At 53.0% G+C, this 17,588-nt stretch carries 15 protein-coding genes and 2 tRNA genes; 4 read left to right on the top strand and 13 right to left on the bottom strand.

Annotated features, from left to right (window positions below):
* Positions 1–340: 340 nt before the first annotated feature.
* Together valS and HMPREF2981_RS08175 are read left to right on the top strand one after the other, a co-directional pair.
* Positions 341–3,073, top strand: a complete 2,733-nt coding sequence (valS, locus tag HMPREF2981_RS08180) for a valine--tRNA ligase (RefSeq protein ID WP_070662253.1) — start codon at positions 341–343, stop codon at positions 3,071–3,073.
* Between the two features lie 152 nt (positions 3,074–3,225).
* Complete coding sequence (locus HMPREF2981_RS08175) at positions 3,226–4,809, top strand: LssY C-terminal domain-containing protein (RefSeq protein WP_246825419.1); 1,584 nt, start codon at positions 3,226–3,228, stop codon at positions 4,807–4,809.
* A 74-nt stretch (positions 4,810–4,883) separates the two neighbouring features.
* On the opposite strand, the gene HMPREF2981_RS08170 is transcribed toward HMPREF2981_RS08175, so the two are convergent.
* From HMPREF2981_RS08170 to HMPREF2981_RS08130, 9 genes are all read right to left on the bottom strand, one after another.
* Positions 4,884–5,534 carry a mycothiol-dependent nitroreductase Rv2466c family protein gene (locus tag HMPREF2981_RS08170; RefSeq protein WP_048779216.1) on the bottom strand — a complete coding sequence of 217 codons (651 nt, stop codon included), beginning with the start codon at positions 5,532–5,534 and terminating at the stop codon, positions 4,884–4,886.
* Between the two features lie 64 nt (positions 5,535–5,598).
* Positions 5,599–6,894 carry an ATP-dependent Clp protease ATP-binding subunit ClpX gene (gene clpX, locus HMPREF2981_RS08165; protein ID WP_070662844.1) on the bottom strand — a complete coding sequence of 432 codons (1,296 nt, stop codon included), beginning with the start codon at positions 6,892–6,894 and terminating at the stop codon, positions 5,599–5,601.
* A 330-nt stretch (positions 6,895–7,224) separates the two neighbouring features.
* Positions 7,225–7,899, bottom strand: a complete 675-nt coding sequence (locus HMPREF2981_RS08160; protein WP_048779215.1) for an ATP-dependent Clp protease proteolytic subunit — start codon at positions 7,897–7,899, stop codon at positions 7,225–7,227.
* Between the two features lie 17 nt (positions 7,900–7,916).
* A complete protein-coding gene (locus HMPREF2981_RS08155; protein ID WP_048779213.1) occupies positions 7,917–8,555 on the bottom strand; it encodes an ATP-dependent Clp protease proteolytic subunit in 639 nt (212 codons plus the stop codon).
* A 276-nt stretch (positions 8,556–8,831) separates the two neighbouring features.
* Positions 8,832–10,133, bottom strand: coding sequence for a trigger factor (gene tig / locus HMPREF2981_RS08150; RefSeq protein WP_048779211.1), 1,302 nt, complete (start codon positions 10,131–10,133; stop codon positions 8,832–8,834).
* 96 nt (positions 10,134–10,229) lie between these two features.
* Positions 10,230–10,304, bottom strand: a tRNA-Pro gene (locus HMPREF2981_RS08145).
* A 491-nt stretch (positions 10,305–10,795) separates the two neighbouring features.
* Positions 10,796–10,866: transfer RNA gene (locus HMPREF2981_RS08140), tRNA-Gly, on the bottom strand.
* An 81-nt stretch (positions 10,867–10,947) separates the two neighbouring features.
* Positions 10,948–11,832, bottom strand: coding sequence for an Fpg/Nei family DNA glycosylase (locus tag HMPREF2981_RS08135; RefSeq protein WP_070662250.1), 885 nt, complete (start codon positions 11,830–11,832; stop codon positions 10,948–10,950).
* A 239-nt stretch (positions 11,833–12,071) separates the two neighbouring features.
* Positions 12,072–12,560, bottom strand: coding sequence for a ribose-5-phosphate isomerase (locus HMPREF2981_RS08130; RefSeq protein WP_070662247.1), 489 nt, complete (start codon positions 12,558–12,560; stop codon positions 12,072–12,074).
* Positions 12,561–12,596: 36 nt separating this feature from the next.
* On the opposite strand from HMPREF2981_RS08130, the gene HMPREF2981_RS08125 reads away from it, so the two are divergent.
* Positions 12,597–12,854, top strand: coding sequence for a hypothetical protein (locus HMPREF2981_RS08125; RefSeq protein WP_141756680.1), 258 nt, complete (start codon positions 12,597–12,599; stop codon positions 12,852–12,854).
* A gap of 155 nt (positions 12,855–13,009) precedes the next feature.
* Positions 13,010–15,559 (top strand): aminopeptidase N, encoded by a 2,550-nt coding sequence (pepN, locus tag HMPREF2981_RS08120; protein WP_070662240.1) that lies wholly within the window; start codon positions 13,010–13,012, stop codon positions 15,557–15,559.
* Between the two features lie 164 nt (positions 15,560–15,723).
* On the opposite strand, the gene HMPREF2981_RS11135 is transcribed toward pepN, so the two are convergent.
* From HMPREF2981_RS11135 to HMPREF2981_RS08105, 4 genes are read right to left on the bottom strand one after another with little or no spacing between them, the layout of a single operon-like run.
* Positions 15,724–15,867 carry a hypothetical protein gene (locus tag HMPREF2981_RS11135; protein WP_246825418.1) on the bottom strand — a complete coding sequence of 48 codons (144 nt, stop codon included), beginning with the start codon at positions 15,865–15,867 and terminating at the stop codon, positions 15,724–15,726.
* Positions 15,857–16,207: a GNAT family N-acetyltransferase gene (locus HMPREF2981_RS08115; RefSeq protein WP_246825417.1), complete on the bottom strand. Its 351-nt coding sequence runs from the start codon at positions 16,205–16,207 to the stop codon at positions 15,857–15,859. The genes HMPREF2981_RS11135 and HMPREF2981_RS08115 overlap by 11 nt, the downstream gene beginning before the upstream one ends.
* A 47-nt stretch (positions 16,208–16,254) precedes the next feature.
* Positions 16,255–16,722 (bottom strand): globin domain-containing protein, encoded by a 468-nt coding sequence (locus HMPREF2981_RS08110; protein ID WP_070662236.1) that lies wholly within the window; start codon positions 16,720–16,722, stop codon positions 16,255–16,257.
* Positions 16,719–17,555: a DUF8185 domain-containing protein gene (locus tag HMPREF2981_RS08105; protein WP_246825415.1), complete on the bottom strand. Its 837-nt coding sequence runs from the start codon at positions 17,553–17,555 to the stop codon at positions 16,719–16,721. Before HMPREF2981_RS08105 ends, HMPREF2981_RS08110 begins: the two co-directional genes overlap by 4 nt.
* Between the last annotated feature and the right edge of the window lie 33 nt (positions 17,556–17,588).

Below are 17,588 nucleotides of genomic sequence, written 5' to 3'. Positions count from 1 at the left end.
ACCAGCTTCGTGCTCGGGCCGAGCAAATCCGTGCAAGAACGCGTCGCCCCTGGAGCTCCGATCTACATTTCCTCTTTGGACAGACCTACCGGGACCCAAAGTTCTATCATTATTTTTCGCATCTTCCACGCCGGGAACAGCGCCGTTTTCTCTCCTCGCAACGCGAGCTTATTGCACGAGTTGAGCGTGCATTAGCAGAGTATGAAGTACGGGCATATGGTGCGTGATAACCGATATTTCTGCACTACACAGGAATCTATACACTTACTCAACATAAAGGCGCTAACCTACGCTATGCGATACACCGCCACAGCCCATAAAGTATGAGAAAATAGCCCCTATGGCTGAAAATACTCAGGGCTCAGACTCGCCCGCACAGATTAACGTTCCTGATCGTCCCGCGCTTGAAGGCCTCGAAGAGAAACTCTCCGAACGCTGGGCACAACAGAAAACCTATGCCTTCGACGAGAACACGACGCGCGAACAGGTTTATTCGATTGATACCCCACCGCCGACCGCATCCGGCTCGCTCCATGTGGGGCATATGTTCTCCTATACTCAAACCGACGTTATTGCCCGCTACCAGCGTATGAGCGGTAAGAATGTCTTCTATCCTTTGGGCTGGGATGATAACGGTCTACCCACCGAACGTCGCGTACAAAACTACTACGGTGTGCTGTGCGACCCCTCCGTTCCTGATAACCCAGATTTTCGCCAGCTGATTCCGCTCAAGGCCGATGGCTCGCCCAAACCCGACCGCAGCCAAGCAAAGTGGCCACGTATTTCACGCAATAACTTCATTGAGCTATGTGAAGAACTCGCTGTTGAAGACGAGAAAGTTTTCGAGCATCTTTTCACAGCCCTGGGGCTTTCCGTCGACTGGTCCCATACCTACCGCACCATAGATGCGCATTCACGCAAAGTCTCACAGCTTGCATTCCTCAAAGACCTTGAGGCGGGTAATGCTTATATGGCGGAGGCGCCGACTATGTGGGACGTTACCTTCCGAACCGCCGTAGCGCAGGCCGAGCTTGAAGATAAGGAACGCGACGGAGCCTACCACCGTATAAGCTTCCACCGCGAAAATGGTGAAAAAGTCTGGATTGAGACTACCCGTCCCGAGCTGTTGCCTTCCTGCGTGGCGTTGGTGGCGCATCCCGATGATGAACGGTATCAGCCGCTCTTCGGAACGAAAGTGACTTCTCCTCTATTCGGCGTTGAGGTCGAGGTGATGGCGCATCCGCTGGCTCAGCCCGATAAAGGGGCTGGCATCGCCATGATCTGTACCTTCGGTGATACCACCGACGTTACCTGGTGGCGCGAATTGCAGCTTCCGACCCGAGCCCTCATCGGGCGTGACGGCCGTTTCTCCCGCGAGACTCCCGAATGGATTACCTCTGCCGAAGGCTGCGAGCGCTACGAACGCATGGCGGGTACCACAGTCTTTACCGGTCAGAAGACCGTAGTTGAAATGCTTGTTGAAACTGGCGAGATGGAGGGCGAGCCTAAAAAGATTAAACACCCCGTCAAGTTCTATGAGAAGGGCGATAAACCCCTTGAGATCGTGGCTTCACGCCAGTGGTATATTCGCAACGGTGGTCACGACGCCAAGCGCCGTGAAAAGCTTATTGAGCGCGGACGCGAAATTAACTGGGTCCCTTCATTTATGCGCAGCCGCTACGAAAACTGGGTGGAAGGTCTTAACGGCGACTGGCTGATCTCCCGTCAGCGTTTCTTCGGCGTTCCGTTTCCGCTTTGGTACCCGCTTGATGCTGAGGGTGAGCCGGATTATGAAAACCCGATTCTGCCGGCTGAGGATATGCTTCCTGTGGATCCGGCTTCGCAGACTGCCCCCGGATATTCGGAAGACCAGCGTGGTGTACCTGGCGGATTTATTGCCGATCCAGATGTTCTCGATACATGGGCTACTTCTTCACTCACCCCGCAAATTGCAACCGGCTGGGCTACAGATCCTGAGCTGCACGCGAAGACCTTCCCGATGGATCTTCGCCCGCAGGGACACGATATTATTCGTACCTGGCTTTTCTCCACCGCTGTGCGCGCCGAAACCCTCGCGTCCTCTGTACCTTGGTATAACACCGCGCTGTCGGGATGGATTCTTGACCCCGACCGCAAGAAAATGTCGAAGTCTAAGGGCAATGTTGTGGTCCCGCACGATGTACTCGATAAATACGGTTCGGATGCGGTACGTTATTGGGCGGCCTCGGCCCGCTTGGGCGCTGATACCGCCTATGACGAAGGCCAGATGAAGATCGGTCGCCGCCTAGCGATTAAACTTCTCAATGCCTCAAAATTCGTGCTGAATCTGGGTGCTACCGAGAATTCAGTGATTACCTCGCAGTCGCAGGGACAAGTACTCACGAACGCACTGGACCGATCCCTGCTTGTGCGTTTGGCATACCTCATTGAGGAAGCAACTGCAGCTTTCGAGAAATACGAATACGCTCGTGCCCTCCAGATTGCGGAGAGTTTCTTCTGGTCATTCACCGACGATTTCGTGGAACTCATTAAAGACCGCGCCTACGGCGCTCGCGGCGAGACCGAGCAGGCTTCCGTGCTGGCGGCTCTCGCCACCACTCTGGATGCGCTTCTGCGGCTCTTCGCGCCTTTCCTGCCGTTTGTGACCGAAGAGATTTGGTCGTGGTGGCGTGCGGGCAGCGTGCACCGCGCATCCTGGCCTCAGGCTCTGCCGGTTCTTGAAGGTGCATTATTAGCGGAGTATGCAGCAAACAACCCAACAGCCGGTATTTCGGCACAGTGGGTACTTGCTGATGTGAACCCCGCCCAGATTGAGAACCTCAAGCAGGTCCTTCCCGATGTCGCAGAAGCACTCGGCGGTCTGCGTAAGGCGAAGAGTGACGCAAAGGTTAAGCAGCGTACCGAGGTTGAATCTGCTACGATTGCCGCCTCTCAGGAGCAGCTGGAGCGCATCCAGTCTGGTCTTGAGGATTTGCGGGCGGCAGGCAACGCTCGCGAGGTTTCTCTGGTACCTTCGGAAGGAGAACTTGAAGTTCGTGACGTAGTGCTTGTTGTGGAAGAAGCTGCCGAGTAGTCTCTCTAGAACAGCCGCGTTCTCACGTTGTTTCTGGATATGCCGCATGGCATAGACTCCGTGCTGGAGCGAAGAATTAGGTTCTTCGCTCCAGCATTTTTTATACGGTGGGGAACGGTTCAGCGAAACGACGCCCTATTGCGCAACGCCCTATGGTAGCCTGTAGAATTCACATAAGCGCCGAACGCGCAAACGCACAGATTATGCAGGCAGAAGGAATCCCCATGTCACATAAACCTTCTGACATTATTAATGAGGGTGTAGCAGAAGAACATGTTAAGGCGAGCAAACCTGTAACGGTCGCGCCTCCAACATCTCCTCCAGTGTATCGGGGCGACTTTGAGTCGCGCGGCGAGCATAAGGATATTATTCCGAGGACCTTCTGGGTTGGTATTTGGGATACGGCTTTTTTTACGCTGGCAGGTATAGCCTCTGTGGTGCTTACCGTTCTGATCCTGCTTAATACCGTGGGACATTCTTGGTGGGGCATTCCGATTGCACTTTCGTTCTGGGCAGTCACCGCTTATTTGACGCTCCCCCGATTTCACGCGATCATGACGCGCATCTATGTTCCCGACTATTTTATTGGGCGCACCCGCACCCCGGATGGATTATTAGGCGACCCCGTCAATATCGGTATTATCGGCTCAGAAGAGCAAATTCACCAGGTGATGCAGGACGCTGGCTGGACTCGCGCGGATGAAGTCACCTTGGTTTCCAGCTGGAAGATTATTGTTTCGACAATTACCCGAAAATCCTATAATGAAGCACCGGTATCTCCTCTCAAGATTTTTGGGCGCGTACAGTCTTTTGCATACCAGCAGGAGGTTGAAGGGAACCCGGAGAAACGCCACCATGTGCGGTTTTGGCGAACTCCAGATGGCTGGCTGCTTCCCGGTGGTCACCGCGTCGATTGGCTGGCGGCAGGAACCTACGATTCGGGGGTCGGCTTTAGCTTTTTCACCCTGCAGGTGACGCATCGGATCGATGCCGATACGGATTTTGAGCGTGATTATATTGTCGAGTCTATTCAGTATGCGCATCCGAGCACACGGGTAGATATTCTCGAAGATTTTTCGACCGGCTACCACTCCCGAAACGGTGGTGGAGATACAATTCGTACGGACGGCGCGCTACCTATTATCACGTTAAGCAATGAGGGCGTGAAAGACCCGCGCCAGGTTAAAGACCTAAACTTGGCGAGCGCTCATGACCTAGCTTATGAGATGCCTGCGGGTCTGCTGATAGCCTCTGTGATGATGATTATTTCAACTCTCTTAGAGCTTGCTAACGCTGTTCTGACTGTAGTTAATCATCAGGAATTACGCAGCACGGTACTCAGAAGCGATGCGAGTGAAGAAATTACAGCCTTGCTTGCCGGGGAACAAGGGCAAACATTTTTGACGGTGCTTAGCGGTGTGCTTCTTGCGGTAACTCTTGTCTTCTCTCTCGTACAACTATTTCTACTCTGGAGTACGCTCCGGGGTTCGTCGAAGGCTCGTCGTCTGGTTCTCTTACTCCTTGCAGTGAGTTTTACAGTAACCGCTGGCGGTGTTATCTGGGGGCACCAGCATATGCCATTGAGCGCGCTTTTCTTCCAGCTTGGAGTCAGTGTTTTTGCCATGCTAGGTTTCACCTCGGATGCGGCGGTCAGCTATACGGCTGCACGCACATTCCATATGCGCGATATTCGCTTGCGGCATCGGGGTTCTCGGCGAAAGCAAACGAGTAGCTAATTCAAATACGCATAGCTGAGCCGTTACGCTCCTCCAGAGAAAGCGTAACGGCTCAGCTATAGTACATGGTAAATCTACTGCCCATCTTCACCGTGGAAGATAGGTCCCACGGTACGACTGCGCTTGAGCTCAAAGAACCCAGGATACGATGCCATTGCTACGGCACCGTCAAAGACCTTGCCGGCTTCTTCACCATGCGGTGAGGGCGAGAGCACGGGACCGAAGAAAGCTACATCGTTAATCGCAAGAAGCGGCACGCCAACATCATCGCCGACCTTATCAAGCGCCTCTGCTGTCGAGGCGCGTAACTGCGTATCGTATTCGTCGGTGGTAGCGTACTGAATCAGGTCCGCAGGCAAATTCGCTTCTTTGAGAGCTTCCTCAATAGCAGGCAAAAATTTGTCTCCTTCAGAGATGTTCTTCTGATGGTGGATCTGCTCGCCCAGAGCATCGTAGAGAGCCTTCAAAACGTCGTCACCGTGGAGTTCGCGGGCGGCAGCCACTACACGGGCGGGGCCCCAGGTGTTGTCGATCATAGCGCGGTATCCAGGATCAAGCTCGCGTCCTTCATTCAGAACAGCGAGTGAGAATGGGCGCCAATGCACCTGAATATCACGCACCTTCTGCACCTCGCCAATCCAGCGCGAGGTAATCCAACACCACGGGCAGGTAGGGTCGAACCAAAAATCAACGGTTGTTGTCACGAGGGTATTTCCTTTCATCATTGTATAAGTTCAAACCTCATCGAGACCTCCAATATTCCGCCAGGTTCTCACCTGCACGAATAACCTACGCAGCCTTCTTCTTGGCATGAGTACGAGCACTCTTAGAGGACTTTTCATCAGCTTCAAGAACGTATACGGGCTCAGCACCGGTGCGCACGGTATCTTCTGTGATTACCACGGTGGTAACGTCCTGACGGTCAGGAACCTCAAACATAATTGGCTGCAGAATACCCTCCATCATGGAGCGTAGCCCGCGTGCCCCGGTCTTACGGGTTTCTGCGAGCTCGGCGACCGCGTGCAAAGCATCATCTTCAAAGATAAGCTCAACGCCATCAAGCGCAAAGAGATGCTTATACTGCTTCAGCAAAGCATTTTTAGGCTTCGTAAGAATCTGTTCAAGCTCTTCGGTGGTGAGTTCTTTCAACGTAGAGATCACAGGCAAACGACCGATTAGCTCAGGGATGATACCGTAGTGGGTCAGATCTTCGGGCATGATCTGCGAAAGCGTCTGATCAGTATCCGGTGCGGCGGTCAGCTCGGCCCCAAAGCCTATGCTGGTTCGATCGGTGCGGGCTAGGATCCTGTCTTCCAGCCCATCGAAAGCACCAGCGACAATGAAGAGAATATTTGAGGTTTCAATCTCAAGATTGGTATGTGCCGGATGTTTACGCCCACCCTCTGGAGGAACCGTTGCCAGAGTACCTTCAATAATCTTCAAAAGCGCTTGCTGCACGCCTTCCCCCGAGACATCGCGGGTAATAGATAGGTTTTCTCCGCCTTTGCGGGCAATCTTATCGATTTCGTCAATATAGATAATGCCGTTCTGCGCCTTCTCGACATCACCGTCGGCAGCATTAATGAGTCGAAGCAGAATATTCTCGACATCGTCGCCAACGTACCCAGCTTCGGTGAGCGTAGTAGCATCGACAATGGCGAAAGGAACATCAAGCTTCTTTGCAAGAGACTGCGCAAGATAAGTTTTTCCGCTGCCGGTAGGACCAATCATTAGAATATTAGATTTTCCCAGGTCTACGGATTCACCCGCAGTTGCCGAAAGGGTTCGGGAGTGAAGTACCGGATTGTTTAAGTCATGGATGCGCTTGTAGTGGTTATAGACCGCCACCGCCAAGGTGCGTTTTGCAGAATCTTGACCGATCACATAATCATGCAGATAGCTGTAAATCTCGCGAGGAGTAGCGAGTTTCTTGATCTTTTTGGTCTGCGGCTTCTTTGTTTTTTGCCGTTCCTCATGCAAAATCTCGTTGCATAGTGCAATACATTCATCGCAAATGGAGACATGCGGACCGATCACAATCTTGAAAACCTGGGTACGCGTCTTAGAACAGAATGAGCAACGCATACCCGGAGCAACAGTTTTCTTGTTTTCTTCCGTACCACCGGTGTTGTCGGTGTTAGCCACGCGCTCTCTCCTTTCTACGAGTGTTTGCAAGCTATCACAAGGTGCTTGTTACCAGGCTACCCTAGTTTTTCGCTGAGGTGTGAAGACAGGCTGTCACTGCGATGCGGCGTGTCGTATTCGATGTAATTTGACAATTATGACGCTGTGTAACTTGAGGTTTTATGTACTTTTTGGGGTATAACGTATAGGTGCCGCATCCTCAATTTTGAGTATGCGGCACCTAATAATCGTATATACGTTTAGACAACAGAAAGGACTACACTCATATTTCTAATCGTGCGACGTAGCAGTATTGGTAGCAGGCTTGTTAAGTTTACGCGAATCCAGTACCTTATCTACCAAGCCGTACTCCTGAGCTTCGGCAGCAGTCAGGATATTATCGCGCTCGATCGAACGGTCAACTTCCTCATAGGTCTTGCCGGAGTGCAGAGCCAGGGTTTGTGCAGTCCACTCACGCATACGCATAACTTCGTTCGCGTGAATCTCAAGGTCAGAGGCCTGTCCGCCTTGCTGACCGCTCAGGGCGGGTTGGTGAATAAGCACGCGAGCATTCGGAAGAGCCAAACGCTTACCCGGGGTTCCAGCAGCCAAAAGCACTGCCGCAGCCGATGCCGCCTGACCTAAGCATACGGTCTGAATCTCAGGGCGAATAAACTGCATAGTGTCATAGATGGCGGTCATTGCCGTAAAAGAACCACCGGGAGAGTTGATGTACAGGGTAATATCGCGGTCGGGGTCTTGGGCCTCAAGTACGAGAAGCTGGGCCATAATATCATCTGCCGAAGCGTCATCGACTTGGGTTCCCAAGAAAATAATGCGATCCTCAAATAGCTTGGCGTACGGATCTTGACGCTTATAACCGTAGGGGGTACGTTCCTCAAAGCTGGGGAGCACGTAACGGTTCGAGGGCATCTGCGGTGCAGAATCTTGAGGTAGGTAGTTCATATGTGTATTTCCCCTCTTTACTTACCCTCGGCGGTCAGATTACCGCCAGTGGATAGTGCGATGTGATCGAAGAAGCCGTATTCCAAGCCTTCTTCAGCAGTAAACCAGTTATCACGGTCATTATCTTTCAGAATGGTCTCAAGGCTTTTACCGGTACGTTCAGCCGTGATCTCTGCCAGACGTTTTTTCATATCTAAGATGAGTTCTGCTTGAGTACGGATGTCGGATGCGGTACCACCAATACCACCAAGCGGCTGGTGCATCAGGATTCGGGCGTTGGGGGTCGCATAGCGTTTGCCCATGGCACCTGCTGTCAGAAGGAACTGCCCCATAGATGCAGCCATACCGGTTACTACGGTCACCACGTCATTCGGGATAAGCTGCATTGTGTCGTAAATAGCCATGCCAGCGGTCACCGAGCCACCGGGAGAGTTAATGTACAGGTAAATATCTGCCTCGGGATCTTCAGCCGATAGCAACAACATCTGTGAACAAATTAAGTTTGCGTTTGAGTCCCTTACTTCAGACCCCAGCCAAATAATACGTTCCTTAAGCAGGCGATTATAGACGTAATCTTCCTGCCCTGTGACGGGGTTAGCAGCCATAGTCGGGGTGTTATTCCCAGATCCAATAGGCAGAGGCATGTAGCTAGACATCTTCCCTCTTCTTCTCGATGGGTTTCACGCGCTCCCTACCATGCGGGCCCGTGAAAATATTCATTGCTACTACAATACCGGGTCATGACTGTATTCGGGCGGAGTTTCGCCGTAGTTCGCCAAAGGGCGAACGTCACTCAGCCCTCAGCACATCATATCCATTTCCGCTGTTGGAGCGTGTGCCAAAACTTAACACAACCATGCGGGCGTGCACCGCAGGATTCTTTCCTGCGCATGCACGCCCGCATCTGTTATAGGTATCTGCGGCGAGAAGGACTACTTCTCGTCTTCTTCACCTTCAGAGAGGAACTTGGAAAGGTCTACAGCCTTACCCTTAGTATCTTTGACGACAGCCTTCTTAAGAACTTCGCCTAGAGCCTTGGAGCGGCGTACCTCGCCCACAAGCATTCCAGCCTGGCCGGAACCGTCAAGCATCTGTGCGAACTGGTTCGGATCCATGCCGTACTGCGAGCTCATGGTGATGATGTAGTTGATCATCTCATTCTGGTTTACTTCAACTTCTTCAGCATCAGCAATAGCATCAAGCACCATCTCATTCTTAAAGGCGCTTTCGGTGTTCTCACGAACTTCCTGACGGTGCTCTTCGGTGTCGTGGTCTTCACCGGCTTCGGGGTTGTTGAAGTGCTGCTCCAGCTGTTCTTCAATGACCTTTTCAGGTACGGGAACCTCAACCATTTCGATGAGCTTAGCCAGCACCTTATCGCGTGCCTGCGCACCCTGCTCGGAGACCTTGGCCTCGGCAACCTGGTTCTTCATGTCTGCTTTGAGCTCATCAACAGTATCGAACTCAGAGGCAAGCTGCGCGAACTCGTCGTCAACCTCAGGAAGCTCACGCTCCTTAACGGCGGAGAGCTTCACCTTAATGGTTGCATCCTCCCCCGCGTGATCGCCGCCGGAAAGCGTGGTCTCGAAAGTTGCATCTTCGCCTGCAGACAGGCCGATCAGGGCCTCATCAATACCGTCCACCATGGTGCCGGAACCGATCTGGTAAGACAGGTCGTTTGCTGCGTCAATTTCCTGACCATCGATTTCAGCGGTGATGTCAATGGTGACAAAATCATTCTTAGCTGCGGGACGCTCAACGTTCTTCAAGGTACCAAAACGCTCACGCAGAGCTTCGAGAGCCTGCTCTTCGTCTTCTGCAGTAACCTTGATTTCGTCAACCTCAACCTCGATACCCTCATAGTTGGGAAGCTCAATTTCAGGACGAACGGTCACGGTGATGTTCAGCTTCACGTCTGCTTCACGGTCGTTCACCGTGGGCTGGCTCTGCACATCAAGTTCGGGCTGTGCCAGCGGGGAGAGCTCGTTCTCGCCCAATGCCTGTGAGTAGAAGTCATTCAAGGCGTCGTTCAGAGATGCTTCGACAATGTAGTCGTAACCTGTGCGCTGCTCAATGAGCTGCTTAGGCAGCTTGCCCTTACGGAACCCAGGAACGTTAATCTGCTGAGCCAGGTTCTTATAGGTGCGGTCCAGGTAGGACTTGAACTCTGCGAAGGGAACCTCGACCTCGATCTTCGCGAGGGTCGGGTTGAGCTTCTCGACGGCGGTCTTCACGTCCGTGTTCTCCTCATATAGTCGAATGCGGCACAAGCCTGTGAACCGCAGTTGGTTACTGGAAAAGGGCGCCGCATATGCGACGCCCGCTTCACGTCGGGGCGACAGGATTCGAACCTGCGATCTCCTGCTCCCAAAGCAGGCGCGTTAGCCAAGCTACGCCACGCCCCGTGAAACGCGAATGCTTTTAGGCATTCGGTTTTTAAGTTTACCGTGTACAAGGATAAATGCCTAACATTCGAATGTCTAATTTAGAACACGAAAACCTTAAGTCTTTCTGAGGAATTATCTGAGTACGCCCATCTATCATGCATGCTGGCTTATTCAGACGCTTCTGCACGTCCCAGTCTCATCGGATTGCCGCGTTAAATAGGCTCCTTGTATTCAGGAATTTTTCTAATTCAATACCAGGATGGATACAATCGGCTCTTTGGCGAGAGATTAAAAAACCTGTAAGAGATCCCTGTTTTGTCCTTTCAGTAAAACAACCCAGCGCGAAAACACTAAGATCTTTTTATTCCCGAGAGAGGGTGACGAGCTGAAGGGTACGTATTCTGAGCAAACGAGGCACGAAATCCGTGTCCGTAAACGATTCCCACTTCAGACCCTCGGCATAAGGAAAACGCCCCAGTGCGAAGCACCAAGGCGTTTTATGTATACCGAGGGGATGACGGGAATCGAACCCGCGTCATCAGTTTGGAAGACTGAGGCTTTACCATTAAGCTACATCCCCGCAAGAACTAGATAAGACTACCTGCCTGTACTGGAGACTGTCAAGTTCGGCGCGCATCGTTTGCGGGGACCGTAGCTAACGCTATTTCTGGCATCCAGGGCACCAATAGAGTTTACGGCCCGCGATTTCCTCCATACGAATGGTGGTGCCGCATCGGGGGCAGAGTTCTCCGTGGTGCTGGTAAACGTAGTTAGCATGCTCAGGCCAGGCTTCGGTTTCATGGATTCCCGGGCGGTCCTTTTGTTCGGTGGTGATGATGCGGCCGACACGCACGCCGATGGTGAGCAGATGTTTGTTATCTTCCCAGAGTCTACTCAGCTCATCATCGGTGAGAGTTTTACCGGGGCGAAGAGGATCTATTTCTTGGCGGTAAAGCGATTCGGCACGAAAAATATTGCCCACGCCTGAGATAGCGGCCTGATCCATGAGGATCACGCCGATAGGCCTTGAGCTTTTGCGGGCTGCTGCATAGAAACGTTCGGGATTTGCATCGGTGTTGAGAGGATCTGGCCCAAGTTTGGCGCGTACCTGGGCAACTTCGTCTGGGTTTAAGGTTCGGCAGATAGTGGGACCAACGAGGTCAGCCCAACCGTGTTCTGAAACCATGCGGCACCGGGTAGTGCCTTTCGGCGCGGGCGGTCCGGTATATTCTTCGGCCTCCCCCGCCGTATATTCTTTTTCGCCGATCTTCCGGGGTGCGCCTATGCTGGATGCACCCGTAAAGGTTTCGTCCCCTCCAAAGCTCCAGTTGCCATAAATGCCAAGGTGCACGTTGAGGGTCAGCTCATTGTTGAAGGGCACGAAGAGATGCTTACCGTGCGCATATGCGTTGAGAATGCTGGCTCCGTCAAGAAGGGCTGCGCCATCCGTATAACGCCCCTGTGGACTTGAGACTCGCACGCTCTCCCCCGTGAAAACATCGTTGAATTGGCGGGCGATACGATGTATTGAGTGTCCTTCGGGCATGGGATTCTCCTGCGAACGCGTGTCTGTGGTTGTATTTTGGTGCATGCATCTGGGGTCTAAACTTTAGAAGCCGCACCTTTAATACGGTACACCGCATATCATTCGGACGGCGCCTTGGGGGTGTTTCATACACCTATAAACTAAACGGCGAATGCAGCGGCATTTATTATTCCCCGATGTTTCGGGGTACGCTGCTGCCGCATCCGTATAAAAAATCTGTGGCTTACTGATCTACGGTGCTATGAGTCGATATGCTTACCTTCAATACGACCGGTTCGCTCGTATTCGGCAACCTGACCGATGCGGCGGGCGTGGCGCTCTTCATTCGTCCACGGGGTGGAAAGGAAAACCTTAATAATCTCTAGTGCTTCTTCGTTACTGTGCTGACGACCACCAACCGCAATGACCTGGGCATTATTGTGTTGGCGGGCAAGGGCGGCAGTATCGTTATTCCAGGCCAGTGCGGCGCGAATTCCTTCTACTTTATTAGCGGCAATCTGCTCACCGTTGCCAGAACCGCCTAGCACGATACCCAGTGAGTCAAGCCCCTGCTCACGGTCTCGTTTAACGGCAAGTGCGGCGTTAATGCAGAAACTTGGGTAGTCGTCCAGCGGGTCGTACTCTTGGGGCCCGTGATCGATCATGTCGTATCCTGCTGCGGTGAGCTGTTCGATCAGGTATTGACTCGTCTCAAGACCTGCATGGTCGGTGGCGATATGTACGCGCAAGGGGTTCTCCTGGTGATATTCCGTGGCGCTCACAGCGTGGATATTTATATCTTTGCAGTGAGTGGTGGACTGGCTTCCCGAAATGTGCACGGCGATAGTCGTCTCTATTCTGGGCGCCCTCAGCTGTTGTGTCTTTATAACTGTAGCGAATTTAAACTTATTCCTGTAACCGGTATCGGGGCAATGGCAGGTACTATTTCGGCACATATTTTTCTGCCCACACCTGCCCTTACCATCGGCACGTATTTTGCGCATGTGATGAGTAATAATGTGCTCTCTGACAGGATGCGTTAGACTGTGGTACTAGGCACTTTTTGTCGGGGCATATACACATATCTGAGTTTGTTTGATGCCCATATTCTTGAACTTAGTTTTGCGCTGTTTCTCCTGGTAGGTCCGCTGCAAAACACTACAGGAAGATTTATAAACACATATCGAGAAAGGGAATCATGCCCGGTCTAAATTTAACCCGCGATGAGGCGATTGAGCGTGCGGGAGTTATTAAGCGGGTTCACACCTACCGTGTTGATCTCGACCTTCGCACAGACAAAGATGTTTTCTCGTCGATTGTTGAGATTCGGTTCGATGCTGAGCCTGGCGCATCCACGTTTATTGACGCTATTACCTCTCAGGTAAATTCGATTGAATTAAACGGCGAGCGGCTTGATCCTGCTCTTGCCGATGGGGAGCGCATTACTCTGCCAAATCTTGCAGCGCAGAATGTTCTGAAGATCGATGCAGAGATGTTCTATACAAATACCGGTGAAGGTTTGCATCGTTTTGTGGACCCGGCAGACGGTGAAATTTATCTGTACTCACAGTTCGAGGTTCCGGATTCTCGCCGTGTTTTCCCTGTATTTGAGCAGCCAGATTTGAAGGCCGAGTTTGAGTTCAGCGTGCGTGTTCCTTCGCACTGGGTTGTGGTTTCTAACCAGCCCGAAGTGAAGATTGAGCCCAAGGACTGCGGCTGCGGTCGGGCGCAAACATGGTATTTCAAGCCTACTCCGCGCATGTCTTCATACATTACAGCCATCGTGGCGGGCCCATATGAGAAGGTTACGAGCGAGCTAACGAATTCTGAGGGGCGTGTTATTCCGCTGGGTGTTTACGCGCGTAAATCGCTGATGCCCTATGTAGATGCGGACGATATTTTTGAGCTGACTCGCCAGGGTTTCGAGTTTTATGAGGAGCAGTTCAAGACGCCGTATCCTTTCGAGAAGTACGATCAGCTCTTCGTCCCCGAATTCAATGCGGGTGCTATGGAAAACGCAGGGTGCGTAACCTATCTTGAAACCTATGTGTTCCGTTCCAAGGTTGCAGAGGCGCTGCGTGAGCGCCGCGCCATTACGATACTTCACGAGCTTGCGCATATGTGGTTTGGTGATTTGGTCACCATGAAGTGGTGGAATGACCTGTGGCTGAACGAGTCATTTGCCGAGTTTATGTCTACACTGGCTGCGGCTGAGAATACCCGATACGCACAGGAAGCATGGGCTACGTTCTCGGCTTCCGAAAAAACCTGGGCGTATAGGCAGGATCAGCTCTCCTCAACCCACCCAATTGTGGCTGAGATTCGTGACCTTCATGATGTTCAGGTGAACTTTGACGGCATTACCTACGCGAAGGGCGCATCGGTACTGCGGCAGATGGTTGCGTGGGTTGGTCAGGAAAACTTCATGGCGGCCTTGAAGAAGTATTTTGACAAGCACGCTTGGGGTAACACGGTTCTTGACGACCTGCTGGTCGAGCTGGAAGAGACTTCCGGCCGTGATGTACGCGCGTGGAGCGCCAAGTGGCTTGAAACCGCAGGGGTAAACACGCTTACGGTCGAGGTCGCCGATGATGCCGAGGGCACTATTACTTCTCTTGGTATCCGCCAATCCTATGCTGCCGGTTATGAGACGCTGCGCCCGCATCGCGCAGTTATCGGTTTCTACAATCTGACAGACGGAAAGCTTACTCGCACCGACCGCATTGAGCTGGATATTGACGGCGAGCTGACCGAGGTTGCCGAGGCCGTAGGCAAGAAACGCCCCGACCTGATTCTGCTCAATGATGAAGATTTGGCGTTTGCCAAGGTTCGCCTGGATGAGCGTTCTATTGATACTGCGGTGAAGCATCTGGGCGACATCGATTCGTCGGTGGCTCGCGGCGTGGTCTGGGGTTCCCTCTGGGATACTGTGCGTGACGCCCAGATGCCCGCGCGGCAGTATGTAGAATTTGTGCTCAACAATATTGGCAAAGAGACCAATTCAACTGCATTGCGAACCCAGCTGGGTAACCTCTCCATTGCTCTGCGTTCCTTTGTTAATCCTGAGTTTAGGGATGAAACTCGTGAACGCGCCGCCGATCGCCTGTGGTCTTTGGCTTGCGCCGCTCAGCCGGATTCAGACTCGCAGCTGCAGCTGGTTCAGGCGTTTGTGAACCAGACCCGAACCGAGGCGCAGTATGAGATTGTGCAGCGGCTTTTTGAGGGCGATATTGTGCTGGATGGCTTGGAGATTGACACCGATTTGCGGTGGACCCTAATCTGCCGCCTGGCGACGGGTGGCCGTGTGAGCGCCGCGCAGATCGATGCTGAGGCGGCGAACGATAACACGGCAACCGGTCAACAGTATGCGGCCCAGGCATATGCGTCTCAGCCGAGTGAACAGGTGAAAGCCGAGTACTGGAACAAGATTATGGTAACCGGCGAGCTGTCTAATATGATTCAGCGCTACGCCATTTTCGGTTTCAAATCGGGCGAGCCCGAGCTCATTGCGCCGTACATTGAACCGTATTTTGAGCTAATTGAGGGCATTTGGCGTTCGCGGTCACACGAGATTTCGATGCAGATTATTGGCGGCATGTACCCTTCGGAACCCACCGCCGAACTGCTGGAACGCACCGAAACCTATTTAGCGTCTTTGCCTGAGGATGCGGCGGCTCTGCGACGACAGATTGCGGAGGCGCGCGATGGCGTGGCTCGTGCCTTGAAGGTTCAGGCGGCTGACGTTTAGGGCAATAATCCCCTAAGCTTGCTGTCCCCAACCTATATAAAAAGGTTCTTGATGTGAAACAAACCGCGAAAATTACGCTTATTTCACGTCAAGAACCTTTTTTAGCGCCCATGGGTTATGTTGGGCCAAGTGGATCTTGAGAGTTATTGTTTTGGGCAACAGTTCTATTCGCTAAGATCCTTGAAATACCGAGCAACGGGCCAGCGAACAAATCCTTCGGATTCATAGAGTGCCCGGGCCGGTGCGTGCCCTGAATCGCCGCCGGTTTCGACCATCACCATGCGCATCCCGGCGTCTTTACTGCGCATAGGCGTGCTCCATGAGCTGCTGCCCCACGCCGCGCCGCTGGTACTCGGGATCGACAGCAATCACATAAATCTCACCCATCTGATCCTCAGGGTGAATACGTGTGCAAACCCAAGCGACCGGGTGCTCACCCTCAATCGCAACAGACACATTCTGAGGTTCCTGATCGAATACTTCCTTCAAATCGCTAAGCTGTCGCTGCTGCCATCCCTGAGGATAGAAAGCATCATAAACGAACTCGGGGACGTCGTTGTGCATCCGCGGAAAAACGGATCCCCAGGCGCGAAGTGAAATATCCAGAAGAGCTTCCGGGTACGCAGGGCTGTAAGAGACAATACGCATTGTTACACCCTATAAAAGCAACGTCTGAAATGCAATGCTGTCTTGAACTATGCCCGGTTCTGTATGGCACGTGCCGCACGCTCGAAATAGTCCCACATGGTCGCATCAATCATCATGGGAAGATCGAGGGTATCCATTGCCTGCCGCATATATTTCAGCCAGGTATCGCGTTCCTTCGCACCGATCGGGTACGGGTTATGCCGGATGCGCAAACGCGGGTGGCCGCGCTGTTCCTGGTAGGTGCTGGGCCCACCAAAGTACTGAATCAGGAACATTTTCAGCCGCCGCGCCGATGCATCGAAGTGGTCAGTATCGTTTGCTTCAATCTCGGCGGTCTGTTCCTCTGTGAGGTGGTCTGGCGGAAACGGGTCAAAATCCGGGTACATGGCAGAAAACTCGGGGTCGGCTTTCACGAGCGCATAGAACCTGCGGGTGAGCTTATCGAAGGTTTCTTCGCCGCCCACCTGGTCGTAAATGCTGACCTGCTCGCCCGGCTGATTCGCAGAATAACTCATGCGAGTGCTCCCGAGCCCGAACGCACTAGCACATGCCCGCCGGGGGCAGCGATGCGCACCCAGCCGTCGGAACCAGTACGGGCGGCATATATAGCGAGCTCACCGGTGAAGGTTTCGGGGAGGAATCCGAAGACCTGCAAGGCGAAAGCTGCGCCTGTAGGTATAGGGGCTCGGTCAAACTCCGGCAGGTGCTCAAGCACCATGGGAGATGACCAGATACGGGTTCGCACGGTAGTGAGTACCGCGGCACCAGGGTTTTCGGGGAGTGCTTTTTCGACGGCGGTAAGTCCGTCACGGCTAGCACGGCGGAATTCATCAGCATCAATAGTTCCTAGCTTTTCCCATCCTTGCAGGGGTGCGGCTTTCCCAGCCCATTCGGTGTGTACGGTGACGGGCGGCAGATACAGTACCATCTCGGATTCTTCAATGCGTGCCAGGCGTTCGAGCAGGGCGGCTGAATCTACCACAATATCAAGGGTTGATGGCTTTGCGAGGTTGAGGGCGCGCATCCCCAGAATGGTGGGGGTGTTATCCAGCATGGTTTCGGGGGCGAGAGAGCACGCGAAAACGGCAAGCACGCTCCTGCGGGCGGTAAGGCGTATTGCCGCGTGGGTATCGAGGGAACGTGCGCGTGAAATATAGGTGCTGAGGTCAGCAGCGGCGTCTATACCTTGCTGGTTGTTGGGGAAGATAAGGTAGGGTTCGTCGATGCCTTCGTGCGGATTGTATTTGAGGTCTATACGCCGGGTGTTGGTTGTGGCTGAGCGTGGAGGTTCTTGCGGTTCCGGTTCTGGCAGAGATGCTGCGTCGGGTGTGTGCAGGTCATCGGTCATGTTTTGCCTCTCCCTCGCATATTTTCTTCGATA

Origin of the sequence: Rothia sp. HMSC069C01 (genome assembly GCF_001814655.1) — a bacterium.
GTDB classification, from domain to species: domain Bacteria; phylum Actinomycetota; class Actinomycetes; order Actinomycetales; family Micrococcaceae; genus Rothia; species Rothia dentocariosa.
Note: the sequence above shows the minus strand (reverse complement) of the source record. Positions and strands in the feature narration are given on the sequence as shown.